Genomic DNA, 16,991 nt, shown 5'->3' with positions numbered 1-16,991 from the left:
GTGCAGCTGACGAATACTAATCGGTCGAGGGCTTAACCAAGAATGCTTTCCTAAGAAGCAGAGCGGCTGTGGTAACAAGCAGCAAGCGATTCACGCTTTACGCAAGTTTCGTATCTAGTTTTCAGGGAATAATATTTCCTGAGGTATAATATATAGCATGGAGAGATACCCAAGTGGCTATAAGGGGACCCTCTGCTAAGGGGTTAGACTGCGTAAGCGGTGCGAGGGTTCGAATCCCTCTCTCTCCGCCAGTTTCAACTATATATTATTTTATGTGGCGGCGTAGCTCAGCTGGCTAGAGCGTACGGTTCATACCCGTAAGGTCGGGGGTTCGAGCCCCTCTGCCGCTACCATAATACCAAACCAGTAGGAGGCTTAGCTCAGCTGGGAGAGCATCTGCCTTACAAGCAGAGGGTCGGCGGTTCGATCCCGTCAGCCTCCACCATTATTTTGCCGTTGTAGCTCAACTGGTAGAGCAACTGACTTGTAATCAGTAGGTTGGGGGTTCAAGTCCTCTCGACGGCACCACTAATAGAATACGGAGCTGTGGTGTAGAGGCCTAACATGCCTGCCTGTCACGCAGGAGACCGCGGGTTCGAATCCCGTCAGCTCCGCCATCTATTATTTTTTTTGCCTGATTTGGATATAATAAAAGCACTTGTTTAAGGCTCGGTAGCTCAGTCGGTAGAGCAGAGGACTGAAAATCCTCGTGTCGGCGGTTCGATTCCGTCCCGAGCCATTGAGATGGTTGTGTTGCTTTTAAGCAGCATAGGTATCTCTGATCTGGAGGCTTAGTGAAGTGGCTAAACACGGCAGACTGTAAATCTGCTCTCTCCGAGTTCGGTGGTTCGAATCCATCAGCCTCCATTTTCCAAGAGCCATTAGCTCAGTTGGTAGAGCACCTGACTTTTAATCAGGGTGTCGTAGGTTCGAATCCTACATGGCTCACTTTTCTTCTAAAGTCAAGACCTGAGAAGGTCTTTTTTTGTTTATGCTAATCCGAAAATGGATTGAGATACAGTATAAACAAATGTTTAATAATAGTTAATATGGTTTATATATGATTAGACTAAAAAAAAGCATCCTACGCGGGATGCTTTTTTTTAGTCTAATTTTTCTACAACAGATTGCATTTTTTGTGCCATGGAAGCCTGTTTATCGCGACGGTCATCAATTTTGATAGAGGTGGAAACTCTTTGGGCCCCATGAGTGAAAGGGACCTCGTGAACGGCGCGTATAACTTCGAATAGACGATCCAAGGGTCCTTCAAGTATGGTGCCCATGGGGGTCATTTCAAATATGATATCTGTATGCTTTTCTAGTTCTTTGTGTAAATCAGCTACATAACTGCTGAGGCTTGTCGTTGCCGTACCTATTGGGATTATCGTAAATTCAGCAATGGCCATTAGAGACTCATCTCCTTAGTTAAAGTTAATCTTCTTCTATTGTAGATGAGTTATTGTGAAGTGTACAATTGGTTCTTGTTTTCATTTTTCGTTGCAAGGTCAATGATATAATCTGCTGTTCTTGCAGCTAAGGCCATGACGGTATTGGTTGGGTTTCCACCACTGGAGGTTACAAAGATACTTGCGTCACAAATGAACAGATTGGGGATATCGTGACTCTGACCATAGGAATTAACGACTGAGGTATCGGGGTTATTTCCCATCTTACAGCCCCCCATCAGATGGGCAGTATCAGGTACGACATACTTTACTTCCCCGCCAGCTGCTTTAAGAATAAGCTTCATATTTTCTACGGCATGATGAATGAGCATACGGTCATTATCTCCATAACTGAATGAGACGGCTGCCCGGGGTAGTCCATTTTCGTCTTTTTCAGTTGAGAGAGAGACGTAATTGTCCCAGTGAGGAAGGACTTCACCTACCATGGTTAGACGTCCATAGTAGTTGTAATCGAGCATAGTTTTTCGCAGCGTTTCCCCCCAAAGAGGACCCTCATTGGACTTCGCTATGCCTTCGGCCATGCTGATTGGTCGAGATCCATGAGAATGGATGGTATATCCGCGGGCAAAACCGCGACGACGATCAGTTTCATAGAAATCCTGAGTGGATGACAGGACGGGGCTACCTTTGTATAAACGGACCTCTTGGTCGAATTTGGCATAGACGTCATTGCTGCTATGAGTCATAATAGCCCTTCCAACCCATCCGCTGCGATTGGCTAATCCATTTGGAAATTGGGGTGTAGCAGAGTGAAGCAGGAGACGAGGTGTTTCTATAACATGAGCAGAGAGAATTACATTTTTTGCACGCTGACGATAGGTAATCCCGTCTTTCACGAAGAGAATTCCAGTTGCTTTTCCTGTACTACTCATCTCAATTTGAGTAACCATGCAGTCAGGGAGTACCTCGGCTCCTGCCTTTATGGCTTTCGGAATATGCACGATAAGTGTACTGAACTTGGCATTTGGCATGCATCCTTGATTGCAGAACCCGCGATTTATACAAGGTGGGCGTCCATCAAATGGAGCAGAAAGAATGGCTAGCGGCGTAACTACGGATTGGATGCCGAGACTTGTACAGCCTTTTTGAAATAAGTAGGCATTTGGACTAAGCGGATCTCTTTCTGGATAGGGGTAAGGTCCATTAAAATTTCCCCAGGGGAAATAATTGGGTCCCGAGACGGCTATTTCTCTCTCGATTTTGCTGTAGTAGGGTTCGAGATCTTTGTAGTGAATTGGCCAGTCTTCACCAACGCCGTCAATGGATTTTGTTTTGAAGTCCGATTCGTGGAAACGCAAAAAAACACCGGTAAAGTGCTGCGTGCCTCCACCAATTCCCCTGCCTGAATTATTATGACCCATGGTCAAAGGATCTTCACCAGCAACTAATCGAGTATCCTCCCAGGCTAGGCTTTTCATAGTTAGCTCGTCGCTTGCGAAATCTTTCTGCGGATCTCTCCAAGGGCCAGCATCCACAATAACGACTTGTAGTCCAGCTTCGCTTAACTCTTTGGCTAATACACCACCTGCCGCTCCAGCCCCTACGATGACGATATCGACCTCATCGTGTTCATATCTCCAGTTCATGGTTGACTCACCGCCTCCCATGGATCATGTTGTCCCATCCTAGATGTAAGGTAACCACGCGGATAGGCAGGACCTCCAAAACCGATTTCTGACCAAATTTGGGGATGCGAATAATACGCTTCTACGGTTAGGGTGAGAAGTTTTTGAAACAATTCCTTTTGGGGAATCCCCTCCCAAGCTTCGGTATGAGCAAGTGTGCCTTCGCTAATCTGCAGCATAATTTGCCGCTGTAAGCTTTCGTCCAATTGGGAAAAAGGTTGGCTATTCGCCATCCATCCTGATTCATCGATGGCCTTTAACCCATTTCGAAGGAGAACTTTAGCTGGAGGAACCCCGATTTTCCTCTGTCCCTCGCCTTTATTCCCTGAAACACTCAGGTCAATGTGACTTAGTATATATTGAATAATCTCTCCACGCCTATCGTCCATTAGAAGTGAGCAATAGGCTCGCAAGCATTCCGTTTCTACGGAATTAAAAAAGCGATAAGGATGCTCACGAATGGTTCGTGCTTGCACAAGAGAACGAGTGTGAGTATCCCAAGCATTCTGCTCCGTCATGACGTCATAGGTTGGATAATGTGTATGTTTTTCCATCGTCGGTCACCCTCCATAGACGGCTATAAGGCCAAGTATACTTACAGCTGAGAAAAGCAAAGGCATCATAACTGGCGGACCTGTAAGGAAATTTCGGAGCGCATATCCACCAACGCGTTGACCTACACCTCTAATATGAAAGAAGAAGCCAATTAAGCCTTCAAGGGTACCAAACCAATAGAAAAGCTGTGCAGTAAACAGCCAACCTTTGCTATTTAGTAGCACGGTTAGGATGGATATGAGACAAATCAGCGGAGCTAGAATAACGGGTCCCCACATTGCTTTTTTATAAAAATTTATTTTATAGTGGGACATCGTTACTTGCATCCAGATGAAAACATAGGCTAAGCCTACATAGAGGATGACAACACGATCCAATGACCAATAGCTCCAAGCCATGAAGGTAACCTCCGACTGTTTTTAGGATAGATAGACTACAATGGGCGAAGTTGTGGATACGTCAGCCCTCCATAGGGGATAATGGCTGTCTTTAAGGCAGCTTCGGACATTTGATCCATAAGGAATTCATTTAAATCATTGATTGGATGAAATCCGAGTAATAGTGCAGAAGCAGAGGGAAAGTCAGAATAAATATAAACCCTATGCCGTGTAAGCACTTGATCAATATGCGCAATCTTATGCGCACCGAGCACGAATCTTTGCTGCAATTTGTAAATCATCAGAGAGCGGTCTTGTATCGTTTCGACCCAATGCTCAAATAGACCATTGCCATATTGCTCTTCGCACTGAGCGACTAATAAAATGGTGCCGCCATATTTCGTGATGGCTGAGGCATTTTTTAATGCTTTAACGGATTGGTAGAGCTGTGTATCCTTTGGATATCCGCCAGGTGAAACTACGACTACATCGTATAGATGGGGGACTTCTACAACAAAGGTGCGACGAACTAATTCTAATCCAGCACGATGAGCAGAGATAACATGTCCTGCTACAGCCCCAAGCAGCTTGCGTTCATGATCAACAATGACGTTGAGCAAGAAGTGTACAGGAAGAAAATGTAGGACTTCTTCCATGTCCGTACGGATAGGATTATCGACAGTTCCGGGTGATGAAGAGAACTGCTGCGATAAACTGTGGTTATGCTCAATAGCAGCGGCTGATGCAGTTCCAGGAAAGATCGCTTTAATACCACCAGAAACGCCCACTAACGCATGTGGTTCTAAATTTCCGGTGACGATACGAAACTCTGCCTCGACCACATATTTGTTAATTTCAACAGGAGTACCTAGCCGAGTGATACCTAGATGAATGCAGTCTTCTGAGAGAGAAGAATGATTCATAACACATATACGCTTATAGATAGCCTCTCCAACTAGCTCAATGAGTTCCTCATTCGTTTGTTTGCGATGGATACCAAGAGCAACGATGATGCGGATATTCTCATCCGATATTCCAGCTCTATGTAAGCGCTGAAGTATGGAGCCAAGGAATAAATGGCTAGGACATAGCCGAGTCATATCACTGATTAAGATAACGGCTGTTTTACATTCCTTAGCAGCTAGTTCTAAAGGGAGGCAGCCAATGGGGTGTACTAAGGCCTGTTCAATACAGTCTGAAGCAGCGGGAGCAAAACGATGATAGTATATCCAATCTGGTTCTACACCAGGTGGGATATTTAGAGAGATACTCGATTTCCCGTATGGAATAGAACGAATGGAAATTCCTCCTTTACTGGTCCACGCTCTAATTATTTCCAAAATTCAAATGTTTATGAGTGGAGTTAGAGATTTTTAAAGCGGAGCTATTTTCTAAGTAGGAGGATGAACGGTTTATTATTTTCTCATCGACCAAAATTTTTATATTAATCGGTGCCCAATCAGAAAACAATGGGTAGTCTGCCATAGTTATATTTGGTGCTACTTCCAGAGTAATACCCATAGAGGTAATATTTTAGGAATGAAAGACTTTTCACTCCCATGGTAACCTATTACTAGGAAGAGAGAATAATCCCATTTCTTATAAATAATTCTGCATTGGAGGAAGTAAAATGATTAAAAGTCTTACACACCGTACGTTAGGTTTAACTGTTGCGGTTACGATTGCTTTATCTGCGACTACAGCTGTTTCCGCTTATGCGGCTAATGATGATATGGACGCGGTTTCTCTAGCTAAAAAGATGGTAGGGGTAGACTACTCCAAAAGCAACGAGTCCCCATCGGATGGCTTTGATTCCTCCGGTTTAATTTATTATGTGTATCAAACATTGAACTACTCGATGCCAAGATCACTGGCTGATCAATTCAAGATCAACAAGCCAATGATTACTCAGCTCTCAAAAGCTGAACCAGGTGACGTCTTGTTCTTTGGTAACGGCAAGCAGCCTTCCTATGCTGGAATTTATGTCGGGCAAGGCAAGATGGTGATGGCTTCCCAGAGTAAAGACGAAGTCGTCACTCGCAATGTGAATGATTATAAGAGCAGTTTCCTTGGCGGGAAAAGCATTCTTTCCTCCAAAGATCGCTTAAAGGCGGAGCTGATTCTCACTGCTCAGAAATATCTCGGAACTCCTTACGTATTTGGGGCAAAATATGGACAAACGAATACAATGGATTGCTCATCTTTTGTAAAAACGGTCTTTGCCGAATATGGCATTGATCTGCCGCGTGTATCTCGTACCCAAGCAAATGAAGGCATTTATGTGAGCAAAAGCAAATTGCAAACAGGAGATTTAGTATTCTTCACAACAATCGACTCGGGTAAAAATATCGGTCACGTAGGTATTTATGTGGGCAATGGAATGATGATTCATACTTATGGTGAGGGTGGAGTGAAGTTCACCTCTATCAATAAAGAATGGTGGGCTAACCATTACGTAACGGCCCGTCGCGTACTTAAATAATCAAACTAAGCCGTTCTGAAAGAACCCTTCCACGAGTATGAGTGGAAGGGTTCTTTCACATCAGGTTGGCCACATATGATACAATATAAAGATAGATAAATAAAAGATGATTATGGCATAGGGAGAGGAACAGATGGATTGGGAACGACTGAAAGAGCGTTTGGAAGCGGTTTTACAGGCGCCTATACAGATGGGTTTGTTACCCGAGGCCGAATGGAACCGTTTGGTGGAAGACCAGCAAGGTACTGAAGAGGGCTTAAACCGAAGTGTTATTCGTGGTCATGAAGTGTTGTTTTATATGGCTAAGGAAAACAAAGACATTCGCATCCTGCAAGTGTCTCAGGTGCCGTTAACTCTTTCAGAGCGAAGGCTCATAGAATTGATGCTAGAATCCAAGCAAACGCAGGAGCGCAAGATGAGGGGCTCGTATCTGTCAGAAGATGAAAGAAAAGCGCATCAACTAAGAGAGTGGTTGCTGCTGCAAATGGAGCGCGGTGCCGCTCACGCAGAGTTACCAGACGCTCTTGCATCCCAGTCCTCTCTATACTCGACGAAAATCCCATTGCTACTTTATGGGGACTATTCGCAAACACAGAATGTTTCCTATACAGACTTAAAGAAGCTACTGGAATCGTTCTTCGAAGCTGAGATTATCTTGATCCCTTTACTGGATAAAGAATGGCTCATTCTTGCACCTGAAGGGCTGTTGACTAGTAGCAGCGATGAAAGAGAAACAGACGAAGAGGAAAGCGTGGAGCAAATTCTTGATGCGCTAGGTTCTGGTTTATATGAGATGCTTGCCAACGAATGGGTGGGTGAATGCCATCTGGCAATTGATTATCCAGTGAAACCTGCCAAATCACTATTGGCCACGATTCTTCAATTACGAGAGACGATTATGCTAGGACGATCATTCCACGTGGGAAGTTTCATTCATCTTCCATGGGAGCTACGTTTGGAGAAACTGCTGCATCTTGTTCAAGAAGAGGAGAAGAGCGAGTTTCTCGAGCAAGTACTGCGCGGCACCGATCATGCACTCGATTCAGAGACCGTGACGACGTTGGAGCATTTCTTCGCGCTAGATTGTAACGTCAGTGAGACCGCGAAGAAACTTTATATCCATCGGAACACGTTATTATATCGTTTGGACAAGTTCAAGAACGAAACAGGACTAGACGTAAGGACCTTTAATCATGCGGTATTGGTAAGGCTGGCTCTATTATTGTACAAAGTAACGAAAAGAAAGTGATTTTTTTGTAGGGATTGTGCATAGTCAGTCTCATGTAAGTGGGTTAAGATGAATATAGTGAATTGTTGATAAACGAATTACTGATAAATTGTAGGGGGAATGAAACCATGGCAGGCGTACGTTTAAATCATATCGTAAAAAGATATTCTGGTGCAGAAGAATCCACTGTGAAAGATTTCCATCTTGAAGTTGAAGATAAAGAGTTTGTAGTATTGGTTGGAGCATCCGGTTGCGGAAAATCCACAACTCTTCGTATGATCGCAGGATTAGAGGAAATTACAGAGGGTGAACTTTACATCGGTGACCGCCTAGTAAATGATGTCGCTCCAAAAGATCGCGATATCGCGATGGTATTCCAATCCTATGCCCTTTATCCGCATATGACTGTTTATCAAAACATGGCTTTCGGTTTGAAACTTCGTAAATTCAAGAAAGCAGATATCGATGCTCGCGTTCGTGAAGCAGCAAAAATCTTGGATATCGTTCACTTGCTTGATCGTAAACCAAAAGCTCTTTCCGGTGGTCAACGTCAACGTGTTGCCTTGGGTCGTGCGATTGTTCGTGAACCGCAAGTATTCTTAATGGATGAGCCGCTTTCCAACTTGGATGCGAAACTTCGCGTACAAATGCGTGCAGAAATTACTAAATTAACAAAACGTCTTGGCGTAACGACAATCTACGTAACGCATGACCAAATCGAAGCAATGACAATGGGCGATCGCATCGTTGTTATGGACAAAGGTATTATTCAACAAGCAGCTACACCTGAAGAGATTTACAACCACCCTGTGAATATGTTCGTTGCAGGTTTCATTGGATCACCATCCATGAACTTCTTGAATGGTACATTGGTACAAGAAGGAAGCTCTGTATTTTTCAAAACACCTGGTGTAAATGTTGAAATTCCTGCTGGGAAAGCACAAGCACTTAAAAGCCATCTTGGCAAAGACGTGATTCTGGGTGTTCGTCCAGAAGACATTCACGAAGAGCCAGTATTCTTGGAAGCTTCCCCTAACACTGTATTCAATGTGAATGTGGAACTAACTGAGAACTTAGGCCACGAAATGTACTTGTACCTTAACGGAATCGGCAGTGGCACTGTAATTGCACGTGTTGATGGTCGTTCAGGCATTAAAGAAGGTACGAATGTAAAATTGGCTCTGGACATGAACAAAGTTCATTTCTTCGACAAAGAAACAACATTGTCCATCTTGGCTAACTAATATAAATGTTTTAAAGAGATAGACCAGCCGCCAACGGCTGGTCTTTTGTATATTTTCACTAGTTCATGAACACTTTAGTTGATTTCATATAGGGATTCCATTACGATGAAACTATTGGGTTACAGTAGAATGCTTATGAAGTATATGTTGCAAAGCAAAAACTCGGAGGAGACAGGTCTATGGCGAAAAAAGTGAAGGTTTCCGAATTAGTGGAACAATTCCATATGGAAGTTCTTGCAGGTGAATCTGGACTCAAACGTCCCATTACTACTGGTGACCTATATCGTCCAGGCTTGGAAATGGCGGGGTATTTCAACTATCATCCGCGGGAACGGATTCAAATGCTTGGTAAGACTGAAGTTACCTTCATGGAGATGCTCACTACGGGGGTTCGGCGTAATCGTGTTGAACAACTATGCTCACCCGAGGAAACACCTTGTATTATCGTGACGAGAGGCTTGGATGTTCCGATAGAATTGCTTGAAGAAGCAACGAAACGAGATCTTCCTGTTTTAAGAAGTCAAGTATCCACGACGATCTTCGCGAGTCGGTTGACGGGCTTTCTCGAAAATAAGCTAGCACCGAGCACCACAATTCACGGGGTGCTTGTCGATGTGTACGGAATTGGGATGTTGATCACCGGCAGTAGTGGAATCGGGAAAAGTGAGACTGCATTGGAGCTCGTGAAACGAGGCCACCGTTTAATTGCGGATGATGCGGTTGAAATCAGGCAGACAGGGGATAAAGTACTAACAGGGAATGCGCCTGAGCTTATTCGCCACCTGCTGGAAATTCGCGGAGTTGGTATCATCAATGTAATGACGCTATTCGGGGCAGGTGCGATTCGTAATATCAAGAAAATTTCCGTTGTTGTTAAACTTGAGAATTGGCAGCAAGATAAGCAGTACGATCGATTGGGCTTGGATGAAGAGCTGACGCGTATCATTGATACTGATTTACCGTTAGTTACGATTCCTGTTCGCCCGGGACGAAATTTGGCTGTTATCGTTGAGGTTGCTGCAATGAACTATCGCTTGAAGCGTATGGGTTACAATGCAGCGCTCCAATTCACAAACAAGCTTACTGAATCGTTAAATGAAGATTTCGAAGATGTAGATTAATGGAATGAAAAGCAGGTGCCGCTGGCCTAACGGTGCATGCATACATTAAGAAGGAGGCGCGGAGATAATTATGCTTAACAAGATTGCATTTGCAATTGGACCTCTCGAAGTGCATTGGTATGGAATTATTTTAGGGACTGCGGCATTAGTAGGTTTATTGTTAGCTATACAAGAAGGTAAACGATTCCGTATTTCACCTGATTTTTTTATGGATTTAGTATTGATCGGCTTGCCATCTGCTATCGTAGGGGCCAGAATTTATTATGTGGCTTTTCAGTGGTCGGACTACAAAAACAATTTGGCTGAGATATTTATGATTTGGCACGGAGGCATAGCGATTTATGGTGCGCTAATAGGTGCCTTGGTCGGCGGTTATTTTTACATAAGAGCTAAGGGGTATTCGTTCTGGAGAATTGTTGATATTTGTGCTCCTGGTTTAATCGTAGGGCAGGCAATTGGTCGTTGGGGCAATTTTATGAATCAAGAGGCACACGGTGGACCTGTAGGAGAAGCTTTCTTAAGAAATACGCTGCATTTGCCAAATTTTATTGTGAATCAGATGAACATAGAGGGGATTTACTATCATCCCGCATTTCTTTATGAATCGGTCTGGAATCTCTTAGGTCTATTGTTCCTTCTCTGGTTGCGTCGGAGACCCTTCCTTCGTTCTGGTGAGCTATTCTTTAGTTATTTCATTTGGTATTCCGTTGGCCGTTTCTTTATAGAAGGCGTGCGGACGGATAGTCTTGATTTTATCGGACCTACTTGGCTAGCATCATTTATGAATGTACTTTGGTCTCCAATGACTATTGTATTTGAACCAGGTGTACTGACATATGGTGGAAATGTAAGGTTTTCTCAATTACTTGCTCTGCTGATTGTCATTGCAGCAATCATTATTATTGTGATTAGAAGGAAAAAGGGATATGCTAGCGAGCATTATGCAGATCCAATTGTTTCTACAAAAGCATCGGCAGCAAGCGCAAATTCACAAGAAGAGTTAGACACAAAAGGAGCCGACTATGATTCAAACCGTACTGTTTGATTTGGATGGGACGATTGTAGACACGAATGAACTAATTGTACAATCGTTTCTGCACAGCTTAGAAGGGGAATCGCCTGAGCCTGTTACTAGAGAAATGATTATTCCCAATATGGGGCGGCCACTTGTAGAACAAATGGAATTTTTTTCAGGCAGGACAGAAGTGGAAGACCTTATTAATAAATACCGTACGTTTAATTTATCCAAGCACGATGAGCTAGTAAAAGAATTCCCGAATGTACATGCGGTTATGTCTAAACTGCATGAAAAAGGCTATAAAATCGGAATTGTTACAAGCAAAATCCGTAAAACAACCCTGATGGGGTTGAAACTTTGTGGATTAGACACTTTCATTAGCACGATCGTGACCGTGGAAGATGTGAAAGAAGCCAAGCCAAATCCAGAAGGTATTTTCGCTGCTTTGGAACAATTAGGCAGTAAAGCGGAAGAAGCCATTATGGTAGGAGACAGCCACTATGATATCGAGGCAGCGCATAATGCGGGAGTAACTTCTGTAGGTGTGTCCTGGTCATGGAAAGGGCGTTCTTATTTAGAAGGATATAAGCCAAGCTACCTCATTGACGATATGCTCGAGCTGCTGCCAATTGTAGGATTGGCAACGGATGTGGTTAAGGATTGAGAAGGACAGACAAGTATCCGGTCGACGGACCTAATGCTTTATGGCAAATCTATCATACGGTTAGCAAGTGGAAGGCGATACGTAATTTTGTGTTTATCCAAATTAGTCGGTATTCCCCTTCGTTGCGTGTGAAGAATTGGATATATCGGCATATACTTGGGATGACGGTTGGGGAGCATACGGCTTTTGCCTTGATGGTAATGGTGGATGTGTTTTTCCCAGAAAAGATTCATGTTGGGGATAATACCATTATTGGTTATAATACAACAATCCTAGCCCATGAGTATTTGACGCGGGAATATCGACTTGGTGAAGTGCATATTGGATCGAACGTGATGGTGGGTGCCAATACAATTATCTTACCTGGCGTCACGATCGGTGATTATGCCATCATTGGAGCGGGTTCCGTTGTACATAAAGACGTGGCGCCTTATAGCTTTGTTGCAGGGAATCCGCTGCAAATTATTCGCGAAGGACATAGTGAAAAGTAAGAGTTGTACGCAGTGTGGTACAGCTCTTTTTCTTTACGCTTATAGGCGCAATCCGGGTATAGATCGGTCCATTCACAATTGACGGTCATAGGGTTCCATGATAGAATAACCGTACATTCTTTATTTTGGTAGCATGGTAGCACGTTAGTGAACTAAAGTAATTTGACGGTATATATAATTCATATGAATAGAAGAAAGTATAATTTTTAATGATTGAGGTGAGACAGTGTCAAAGCCAAAAGTTTTCGAAAAACCGATTGGTGTCAAGGATTACTTGCCCGAGGCAGTAGCGAAGCTGCGAAATATTGAATTCCGTGTATTGGCGTGTATGGAACGCTGGGGATACAGTCAGATTATTACGCCGACGCTGGAATATTACGATACAGTTGGAGTGGCTAGTTCCACAGAAGACAAGAAATTATTTAAACTGTTGGATCGTAAAGGCAAGACACTTGTTTTACGTTCCGAATTAACCGCGCCAATTGCGCGTGTGGCTTCATCCTTGTTGAAAGAAAATGCTTTTCCTTTGCGCCTATCGTATCACTCAAATGTGTTCAGAGCGATTGAGGAAGAGGCGGGGCGGGATTCTGAATTTTTCCAAACGGGTGTAGAGCTTGTTGGAGATGCTTCTTCAGAAGCAGATGCGGAAGTGGTAGCTCTAGCCATAGCTTCTCTGCAGGCTGCTGGTGTGAACACATTTAAAATTGCATTAGGTCATGTAGGGTTTCTGAATGGGTTATTTCAGGAAACCCTGGAAGGGCGCGCGGATGCACAGTTGCTGCTGAAAGAGCAGCTTTTAAACCGCGATTATGTGGGATATCGGGAAGCAATCAAGTCTCTGGTCCTGACACCTGAGGTTGAGCGCGAGCTCAATGGTGTGCTAAGGCTCAGGGGTGGGGATGAGATATGCGAGCAAGCCCGTATGGTATCTCAGCATCCAATTGCGCAGGATGCAATTCGTCATCTTTGTGAAGTTTGGGATGTGTTGCAAGCCTATGGCGTCAGTGAGCATGTAGTGATTGATTTAACAATGATTGGAGATTTCTCCTATTATACAGGAATGACCTTTGAAGGATATGCTGCAGATTTGGGATTCCCGGTATGCAGCGGCGGGCGTTATGACAATCTGCTGAGTCAGTTCGGTCGTCCGGCTCCAGCAACAGGCTTTGCACTCAAGACGAATCGAATTCTAGAGGTTATAGGTAAAGAAGCCGTTGCGCAGCCTGACCGCGTATTCATCGCTTACGATGAGAAGCATCGCGAAGAGGCTCTTCAACTGGCCAAAGAGATGCGTAGCCGTGAAGACGTTGTTGTAATCACACAATTGGTGGCAGAACCTGTAGGGTTGTTTAAGAATCTACAAAAACAAGCAAACGGACAGTATGAGATCCGTGGAACCAGGTATAACGATGTTATCACACTGATTCTTTAATAGAGCTCGTTATTAAGTCGTGCTTACGAGCGAAGCGTTCGGTTCCGAAAATCGAAAGCTTGAAGGAGGCTTAACACCATGGAAGAGATATTAAGAGTAGCAATGCCTAAGGGCCGTATTTATAAGCAAGCAGCAAAGCTTTTTCATAAAGCGGGATTGCCTATACCCGAAGATTTGGAAGAAGGGCGTAGACTCATCATTCCCGTTCCTGAAGCGAGAATGGAATTTATTCTAGCTAAACCGGTAGATGTTCCTACCTACGTTGAGTATGGCGTTGCCGATATCGGTATTGTCGGCAAAGATGTGCTGATGGAGGAGAACCGAAACGTTTACGAGCTGCTCGATTTGGGGATTGCGCGTTGCCGGATGTCTGTCATCGGACTACCGGATTGGCAGCCTGTCATTAATCCGCGGGTGGCAACGAAGTATCCCAATGTTGCTTCTCAATATTTCCGAGAGAAGGGTCAGCAAGTGGAGGTTATTAAGCTAAATGGTTCCATCGAGCTGGCTCCGCTTATTGGATTAGCAGACCGGATTGTCGATATGGTCGAGACCGGACAGACGCTAAAGGAGAACGGACTTGTCGAGCAAGAGGAGATATTCCAGATTACAAGTCGTTTAATTGCCAATAGGGTTAGCTATCGTATGAAGAACGAATCGATTCAGCGTTTATGCGATATGTTACAGGTTGTACTGCCTGCTTCGATGAAAGTATAGGGATTGAAAAATAGCCTGAGTAAAGGGTCTACTATAGAAGGGATGAAGAAGATGCGAATTATTCCCGCCTCGGAATTTCAGTTGAACCGTGAGGTTGAATATGGCTCACCGGAACAAAATGAGACCGTCCGCCGCATCATCGATGAGGTGCGGCAGGACGGAGATGCTGCGCTGCGTCGTATGGCACAGCAATATGACCGTGTCACCGTCGCTGATCTTCGCGTTAGCGAGGAGGAAATTCAGGCGGCGTACGCCCAGGTGGACGCCGCGTTCATAGCGGCGCTGCGTCAAGCCGCCGCTAACATCCGCGCGTTCCATGAGAAGCAGAAACGCACGTCGTGGATGGACCTGCAGGCCGATGGCAGCCTGCTGGGACAGATCATCCGACCGCTGAAGCGGGTCGGATTGTACGTACCCGGAGGGAAGGCGGCGTATCCTTCCTCCGTGCTCATGAATGCCATCCCCGCTATCGTAGCGGGGGTGCCGGAGATCGCGATGGTGACGCCTCCGGCCACCGCGGGTGAGGAAGGCATTAACCCGCATATCCTCGTGGCAGCAGCCGAAGCGGGTGTGAAAGAGATCTACCGCGTTGGCGGCGCGCAGGCGATAGCAGCGTTAGCCTACGGCAGCGAATCAATCCCGGCTGTAGATAAGATTGTTGGCCCGGGCAATATTTACGTTGCGTTGGCCAAACGCTTCGTGTTCGGCGTCGTCGATATCGACATGATCGCCGGTCCGACGGACATCGTCATTTTGGCGGATGAATTCGCTGATCCTGAGTACGTGGCCGCTGACCTGCTTGCACAGGCGGAGCATGATGAGATGTCACCGTCGATTCTGGTGACACCTTCCAAAGAGCTTGCCGAATCAGTGAGGCTAGAGCTCTGGAGGCAGCTAGATGTGTTACCGAAGAAAGCGATCGCCGCTGTATCAACGGCTACTAAGGGCGCTATACTCCTTGTGGATAATTTGGATGAGGGTGTGGATGTCGTAAACCGCTTGGCGCCAGAGCATTGCGAGCTGCTTGTTCAGGAGCCATTTAACCTGCTGCCGCGTATTGAGAATGCAGGTGCTATTTTCCTCGGTGCGTACAGTACGGAGCCAGTAGGCGATTATTTTGCTGGACCCAATCATGTTCTGCCGACAAACGGCACGGCACGGTTTTCATCTCCGCTGAACGTGGATGATTTTATGAAAAAATCAAGCGTTATTCACTATAGCAAGGAAGCCTTATTGGCAAATGGCGAAATGATTATGACATTGGCTAGGAATGAAGGGCTGGAAGGGCATGCTAGAGCGGTTGAGGTACGACTTAAGAAGGAAGGGAAGTTGAAGCAGCATGAGTGAACAAGCTAATCAGCTAGCTCGTACAGCGAGTGTAGCGCGCAAAACGAATGAAACAGACATTGCACTGACGTTTCAAGTAGATGGGACAGGAGTCTCTGAGATCCAAACGGATGTACCTTTCCTTAATCATATGCTCGACTTGTTTACGAAACACGGTCAATTCAATCTGAATGTGGTCGCTAAAGGTGACATCGAAATTGATGATCATCACACGGTTGAAGATATCGGTATTTGCCTTGGGCAGACGCTTCGTGAAGCACTTGGCGACAAGAGAGGCATTAAACGCTATGCGAGTGTGTTCGTTCCTATGGATGAAGCACTTGCACAGGTTGTAATCGATATTAGCAATCGTCCACATTTTGAATATCGCGCACAATATCCTTCACAGACGGTGGGCAGTTTTGATACACAACTTGTTCATGAGTTTCTGTGGAAATTGGCGCTTGAAGCGCGTATTACTCTACATGTTATTGTACACTACGGACAAAACACGCATCATATGATAGAAGCGGTGTTCAAAGCGCTAGGTCGTGCGCTGGATGAAGCCACATCGATCGATCCTCGCGTGCAGGGGGTTCCTTCGACCAAGGGAGTGCTATAAATGATTGCAATTATTGACTATGGAATGGGCAATTTACATAGCGTAAGCAAAGCTGTGGAGCGTCTCGGATACGAAACGATCGTGACTGGAGATGCGGAGCAGATTCTAGCCGCTGACGGAGCGATTCTTCCTGGAGTGGGTGCTTTCGGCGACGCGATGGAGCATTTGCGTGAGTCTGGGTTGAATGATGTAGTTATCCGCTATGCAGATTCGGGTAAACCGCTGCTCGGTATATGTCTGGGGATGCAGTTGCTGTTCGCGAGCAGCGAAGAGTATGGCGATCACGAGGGTCTAGGACTCCTCCCCGGTGCGATTGTTCGCTTTCGAGGCGACTACAAGGTGCCGCATATGGGGTGGAACCGTCTTATTTACAGGCAAAAGGATAGCCCACTTTTCAGTGGTATTGATGAAGGGCACGTGTATTTCGTGCACTCGTACTATGCGAAGCCCGAACGTGAGAACGAACTGCTAGCGGTGACCGACTACCATCAGCCTGTTACAGCTATTGTAGGTAAAAACAATGTGTACGGCATGCAGTTTCACCCGGAAAAAAGCGGTGATATCGGCATGCAACTGCTCGATAACTTTTTGAAAATGTGTAAGTAAGGGAGCGGAACGGGAAT

General features: G+C 45.2%; 18 protein-coding genes and 8 tRNA genes. 20 read left to right on the top strand and 6 right to left on the bottom strand.

Going from position 1 to position 16,991, the window contains the following annotated elements; all coding sequences use genetic code 11:
* The first annotated feature begins 159 nt into the window (after positions 1 to 159).
* The 8 genes from GK047_RS26890 to GK047_RS26855 all read left to right on the top strand — a co-directional run bounded on the left by GK047_RS26890 (position 160) and on the right by GK047_RS26855 (position 948).
* A tRNA-Ser gene (locus GK047_RS26890) sits at positions 160 to 251 on the top strand.
* Positions 252 to 276: 25 nt separating this feature from the next.
* Positions 277 to 353, top strand: a tRNA-Met gene (locus GK047_RS26885).
* A gap of 16 nt (positions 354 to 369) precedes the next feature.
* Positions 370 to 445 (top strand) — tRNA-Val (locus tag GK047_RS26880).
* A gap of 7 nt (positions 446 to 452) precedes the next feature.
* Positions 453 to 528: transfer RNA gene (locus GK047_RS26875), tRNA-Thr, on the top strand.
* Between the two features lie 12 nt (positions 529 to 540).
* Positions 541 to 617, top strand: a tRNA-Asp gene (locus GK047_RS26870).
* Between the two features lie 49 nt (positions 618 to 666).
* Positions 667 to 739 (top strand) — tRNA-Phe (locus GK047_RS26865).
* A gap of 46 nt (positions 740 to 785) precedes the next feature.
* A tRNA-Tyr gene (locus tag GK047_RS26860) sits at positions 786 to 867 on the top strand.
* Positions 868 to 875: 8 nt separating this feature from the next.
* Positions 876 to 948 (top strand) — tRNA-Lys (locus GK047_RS26855).
* Between the two features lie 155 nt (positions 949 to 1,103).
* Here the strand turns inward: GK047_RS26855 and GK047_RS26850 are convergent.
* The 6 genes from GK047_RS26850 to GK047_RS26825 are packed head-to-tail and all read right to left on the bottom strand — an operon-like array spanning position 1,104 to position 5,544.
* Positions 1,104 to 1,406, bottom strand: a complete 303-nt coding sequence (locus GK047_RS26850) for an MTH1187 family thiamine-binding protein (protein ID WP_163953540.1) — start codon at positions 1,404 to 1,406, stop codon at positions 1,104 to 1,106.
* A 50-nt stretch (positions 1,407 to 1,456) separates the two neighbouring features.
* Positions 1,457 to 3,052 carry a GMC family oxidoreductase gene (locus GK047_RS26845; protein WP_163953538.1) on the bottom strand — a complete coding sequence of 532 codons (1,596 nt, stop codon included), beginning with the start codon at positions 3,050 to 3,052 and terminating at the stop codon, positions 1,457 to 1,459.
* Complete coding sequence (locus tag GK047_RS26840; RefSeq protein ID WP_163953536.1) at positions 3,049 to 3,645, bottom strand: gluconate 2-dehydrogenase subunit 3 family protein; 597 nt, start codon at positions 3,643 to 3,645, stop codon at positions 3,049 to 3,051. Before GK047_RS26840 ends, GK047_RS26845 begins: the two co-directional genes overlap by 4 nt.
* Positions 3,646 to 3,651: 6 nt before the next feature.
* Complete coding sequence (locus tag GK047_RS26835) at positions 3,652 to 4,044, bottom strand: hypothetical protein (protein ID WP_163953534.1); 393 nt, start codon at positions 4,042 to 4,044, stop codon at positions 3,652 to 3,654.
* Between the two features lie 35 nt (positions 4,045 to 4,079).
* Positions 4,080 to 5,363: a nickel-dependent lactate racemase family protein gene (locus GK047_RS26830; RefSeq protein WP_163953532.1), complete on the bottom strand. Its 1,284-nt coding sequence runs from the start codon at positions 5,361 to 5,363 to the stop codon at positions 4,080 to 4,082.
* Positions 5,350 to 5,544 carry a hypothetical protein gene (locus GK047_RS26825; RefSeq protein WP_163953530.1) on the bottom strand — a complete coding sequence of 65 codons (195 nt, stop codon included), beginning with the start codon at positions 5,542 to 5,544 and terminating at the stop codon, positions 5,350 to 5,352. Before GK047_RS26825 ends, GK047_RS26830 begins: the two co-directional genes overlap by 14 nt.
* A 109-nt stretch (positions 5,545 to 5,653) precedes the next feature.
* On the opposite strand from GK047_RS26825, the gene GK047_RS29925 reads away from it, so the two are divergent.
* The 12 genes from GK047_RS29925 to hisH all read left to right on the top strand — a co-directional run bounded on the left by GK047_RS29925 (position 5,654) and on the right by hisH (position 16,974).
* The gene (locus GK047_RS29925; protein ID WP_240344292.1) at positions 5,654 to 6,505 is read left to right on the top strand and encodes an NlpC/P60 family protein; all 852 of its coding nucleotides are present in this window, start codon (positions 5,654 to 5,656) and stop codon (positions 6,503 to 6,505) included.
* A 133-nt stretch (positions 6,506 to 6,638) separates the two neighbouring features.
* Positions 6,639 to 7,754 (top strand): PucR family transcriptional regulator, encoded by a 1,116-nt coding sequence (locus tag GK047_RS26815; protein ID WP_163953528.1) that lies wholly within the window; start codon positions 6,639 to 6,641, stop codon positions 7,752 to 7,754.
* 107 nt (positions 7,755 to 7,861) lie between these two features.
* Complete coding sequence (locus GK047_RS26810) at positions 7,862 to 8,977, top strand: ABC transporter ATP-binding protein (RefSeq protein ID WP_163953526.1); 1,116 nt, start codon at positions 7,862 to 7,864, stop codon at positions 8,975 to 8,977.
* Between the two features lie 179 nt (positions 8,978 to 9,156).
* Positions 9,157 to 10,098, top strand: a complete 942-nt coding sequence (gene hprK / locus GK047_RS26805) for an HPr(Ser) kinase/phosphatase (RefSeq protein ID WP_163953524.1) — start codon at positions 9,157 to 9,159, stop codon at positions 10,096 to 10,098.
* Between the two features lie 70 nt (positions 10,099 to 10,168).
* A complete protein-coding gene (gene lgt, locus GK047_RS26800) occupies positions 10,169 to 11,143 on the top strand; it encodes a prolipoprotein diacylglyceryl transferase (RefSeq protein WP_163953522.1) in 975 nt (324 codons plus the stop codon).
* Positions 11,121 to 11,780 (top strand): pyrophosphatase PpaX, encoded by a 660-nt coding sequence (gene ppaX, locus GK047_RS26795; RefSeq protein WP_163953519.1) that lies wholly within the window; start codon positions 11,121 to 11,123, stop codon positions 11,778 to 11,780. The genes lgt and ppaX overlap by 23 nt, the downstream gene beginning before the upstream one ends.
* Positions 11,777 to 12,271, top strand: coding sequence for an acyltransferase (locus tag GK047_RS26790; RefSeq protein WP_163953517.1), 495 nt, complete (start codon positions 11,777 to 11,779; stop codon positions 12,269 to 12,271). The genes ppaX and GK047_RS26790 overlap by 4 nt, the downstream gene beginning before the upstream one ends.
* 226 nt (positions 12,272 to 12,497) lie before the next feature.
* Positions 12,498 to 13,703, top strand: coding sequence for an ATP phosphoribosyltransferase regulatory subunit (locus GK047_RS26785; RefSeq protein WP_163953515.1), 1,206 nt, complete (start codon positions 12,498 to 12,500; stop codon positions 13,701 to 13,703).
* 78 nt (positions 13,704 to 13,781) lie between these two features.
* Positions 13,782 to 14,420 (top strand): ATP phosphoribosyltransferase, encoded by a 639-nt coding sequence (gene hisG, locus GK047_RS26780; protein WP_163953514.1) that lies wholly within the window; start codon positions 13,782 to 13,784, stop codon positions 14,418 to 14,420.
* Between the two features lie 51 nt (positions 14,421 to 14,471).
* Positions 14,472 to 15,767 carry a histidinol dehydrogenase gene (gene hisD / locus GK047_RS26775; protein ID WP_163953542.1) on the top strand — a complete coding sequence of 432 codons (1,296 nt, stop codon included), beginning with the start codon at positions 14,472 to 14,474 and terminating at the stop codon, positions 15,765 to 15,767.
* The gene (gene hisB, locus GK047_RS26770) at positions 15,760 to 16,368 is read left to right on the top strand and encodes an imidazoleglycerol-phosphate dehydratase HisB (protein ID WP_163953511.1); all 609 of its coding nucleotides are present in this window, start codon (positions 15,760 to 15,762) and stop codon (positions 16,366 to 16,368) included. Before hisD ends, hisB begins: the two co-directional genes overlap by 8 nt.
* Positions 16,369 to 16,974 carry an imidazole glycerol phosphate synthase subunit HisH gene (gene hisH / locus GK047_RS26765; protein WP_163953509.1) on the top strand — a complete coding sequence of 202 codons (606 nt, stop codon included), beginning with the start codon at positions 16,369 to 16,371 and terminating at the stop codon, positions 16,972 to 16,974. It begins immediately after the preceding gene.
* Positions 16,975 to 16,991: the final 17 nt, after the last annotated feature.

Source organism: Paenibacillus sp. SYP-B3998, assembly GCF_010820665.1.
GTDB lineage: Bacteria > Bacillota > Bacilli > Paenibacillales > NBRC-103111 > Paenibacillus_E.
Note: the sequence above shows the minus strand (reverse complement) of the source record. Positions and strands in the feature narration are given on the sequence as shown.

Bases quoted from the DNA above. Each gene is read 5' to 3' on its own strand.
- lgt (WP_163953522.1), top strand. From the start codon at position 10,169: ATGCTTAACAAGATTGCATTTGCAATTGGACCTCTCGAAGTGCATTGG.
- GK047_RS26815 (WP_163953528.1), top strand. From the start codon at position 6,639: ATGGATTGGGAACGACTGAAAGAGCGTTTGGAAGCGGTTTTACAGGCG.
- GK047_RS26810 (WP_163953526.1), top strand. From the start codon at position 7,862: ATGGCAGGCGTACGTTTAAATCATATCGTAAAAAGATATTCTGGTGCA.
- GK047_RS26840 (WP_163953536.1), bottom strand. From the start codon at position 3,645: ATGGAAAAACATACACATTATCCAACCTATGACGTCATGACGGAGCAG.
- ppaX (WP_163953519.1), top strand. From the start codon at position 11,121: ATGATTCAAACCGTACTGTTTGATTTGGATGGGACGATTGTAGACACG.
- hisB (WP_163953511.1), top strand. From the start codon at position 15,760: ATGAGTGAACAAGCTAATCAGCTAGCTCGTACAGCGAGTGTAGCGCGC.
- GK047_RS29925 (WP_240344292.1), top strand. From the start codon at position 5,654: ATGATTAAAAGTCTTACACACCGTACGTTAGGTTTAACTGTTGCGGTT.
- hisH (WP_163953509.1), top strand. From the start codon at position 16,369: ATGATTGCAATTATTGACTATGGAATGGGCAATTTACATAGCGTAAGC.
- GK047_RS26845 (WP_163953538.1), bottom strand. From the start codon at position 3,052: ATGAACTGGAGATATGAACACGATGAGGTCGATATCGTCATCGTAGGG.
- GK047_RS26850 (WP_163953540.1), bottom strand. From the start codon at position 1,406: ATGGCCATTGCTGAATTTACGATAATCCCAATAGGTACGGCAACGACA.
- hisD (WP_163953542.1), top strand. From the start codon at position 14,472: ATGCGAATTATTCCCGCCTCGGAATTTCAGTTGAACCGTGAGGTTGAA.
- GK047_RS26835 (WP_163953534.1), bottom strand. From the start codon at position 4,044: ATGGCTTGGAGCTATTGGTCATTGGATCGTGTTGTCATCCTCTATGTA.
- hisG (WP_163953514.1), top strand. From the start codon at position 13,782: ATGGAAGAGATATTAAGAGTAGCAATGCCTAAGGGCCGTATTTATAAG.
- GK047_RS26825 (WP_163953530.1), bottom strand. From the start codon at position 5,544: ATGGGTATTACTCTGGAAGTAGCACCAAATATAACTATGGCAGACTAC.
- hprK (WP_163953524.1), top strand. From the start codon at position 9,157: ATGGCGAAAAAAGTGAAGGTTTCCGAATTAGTGGAACAATTCCATATG.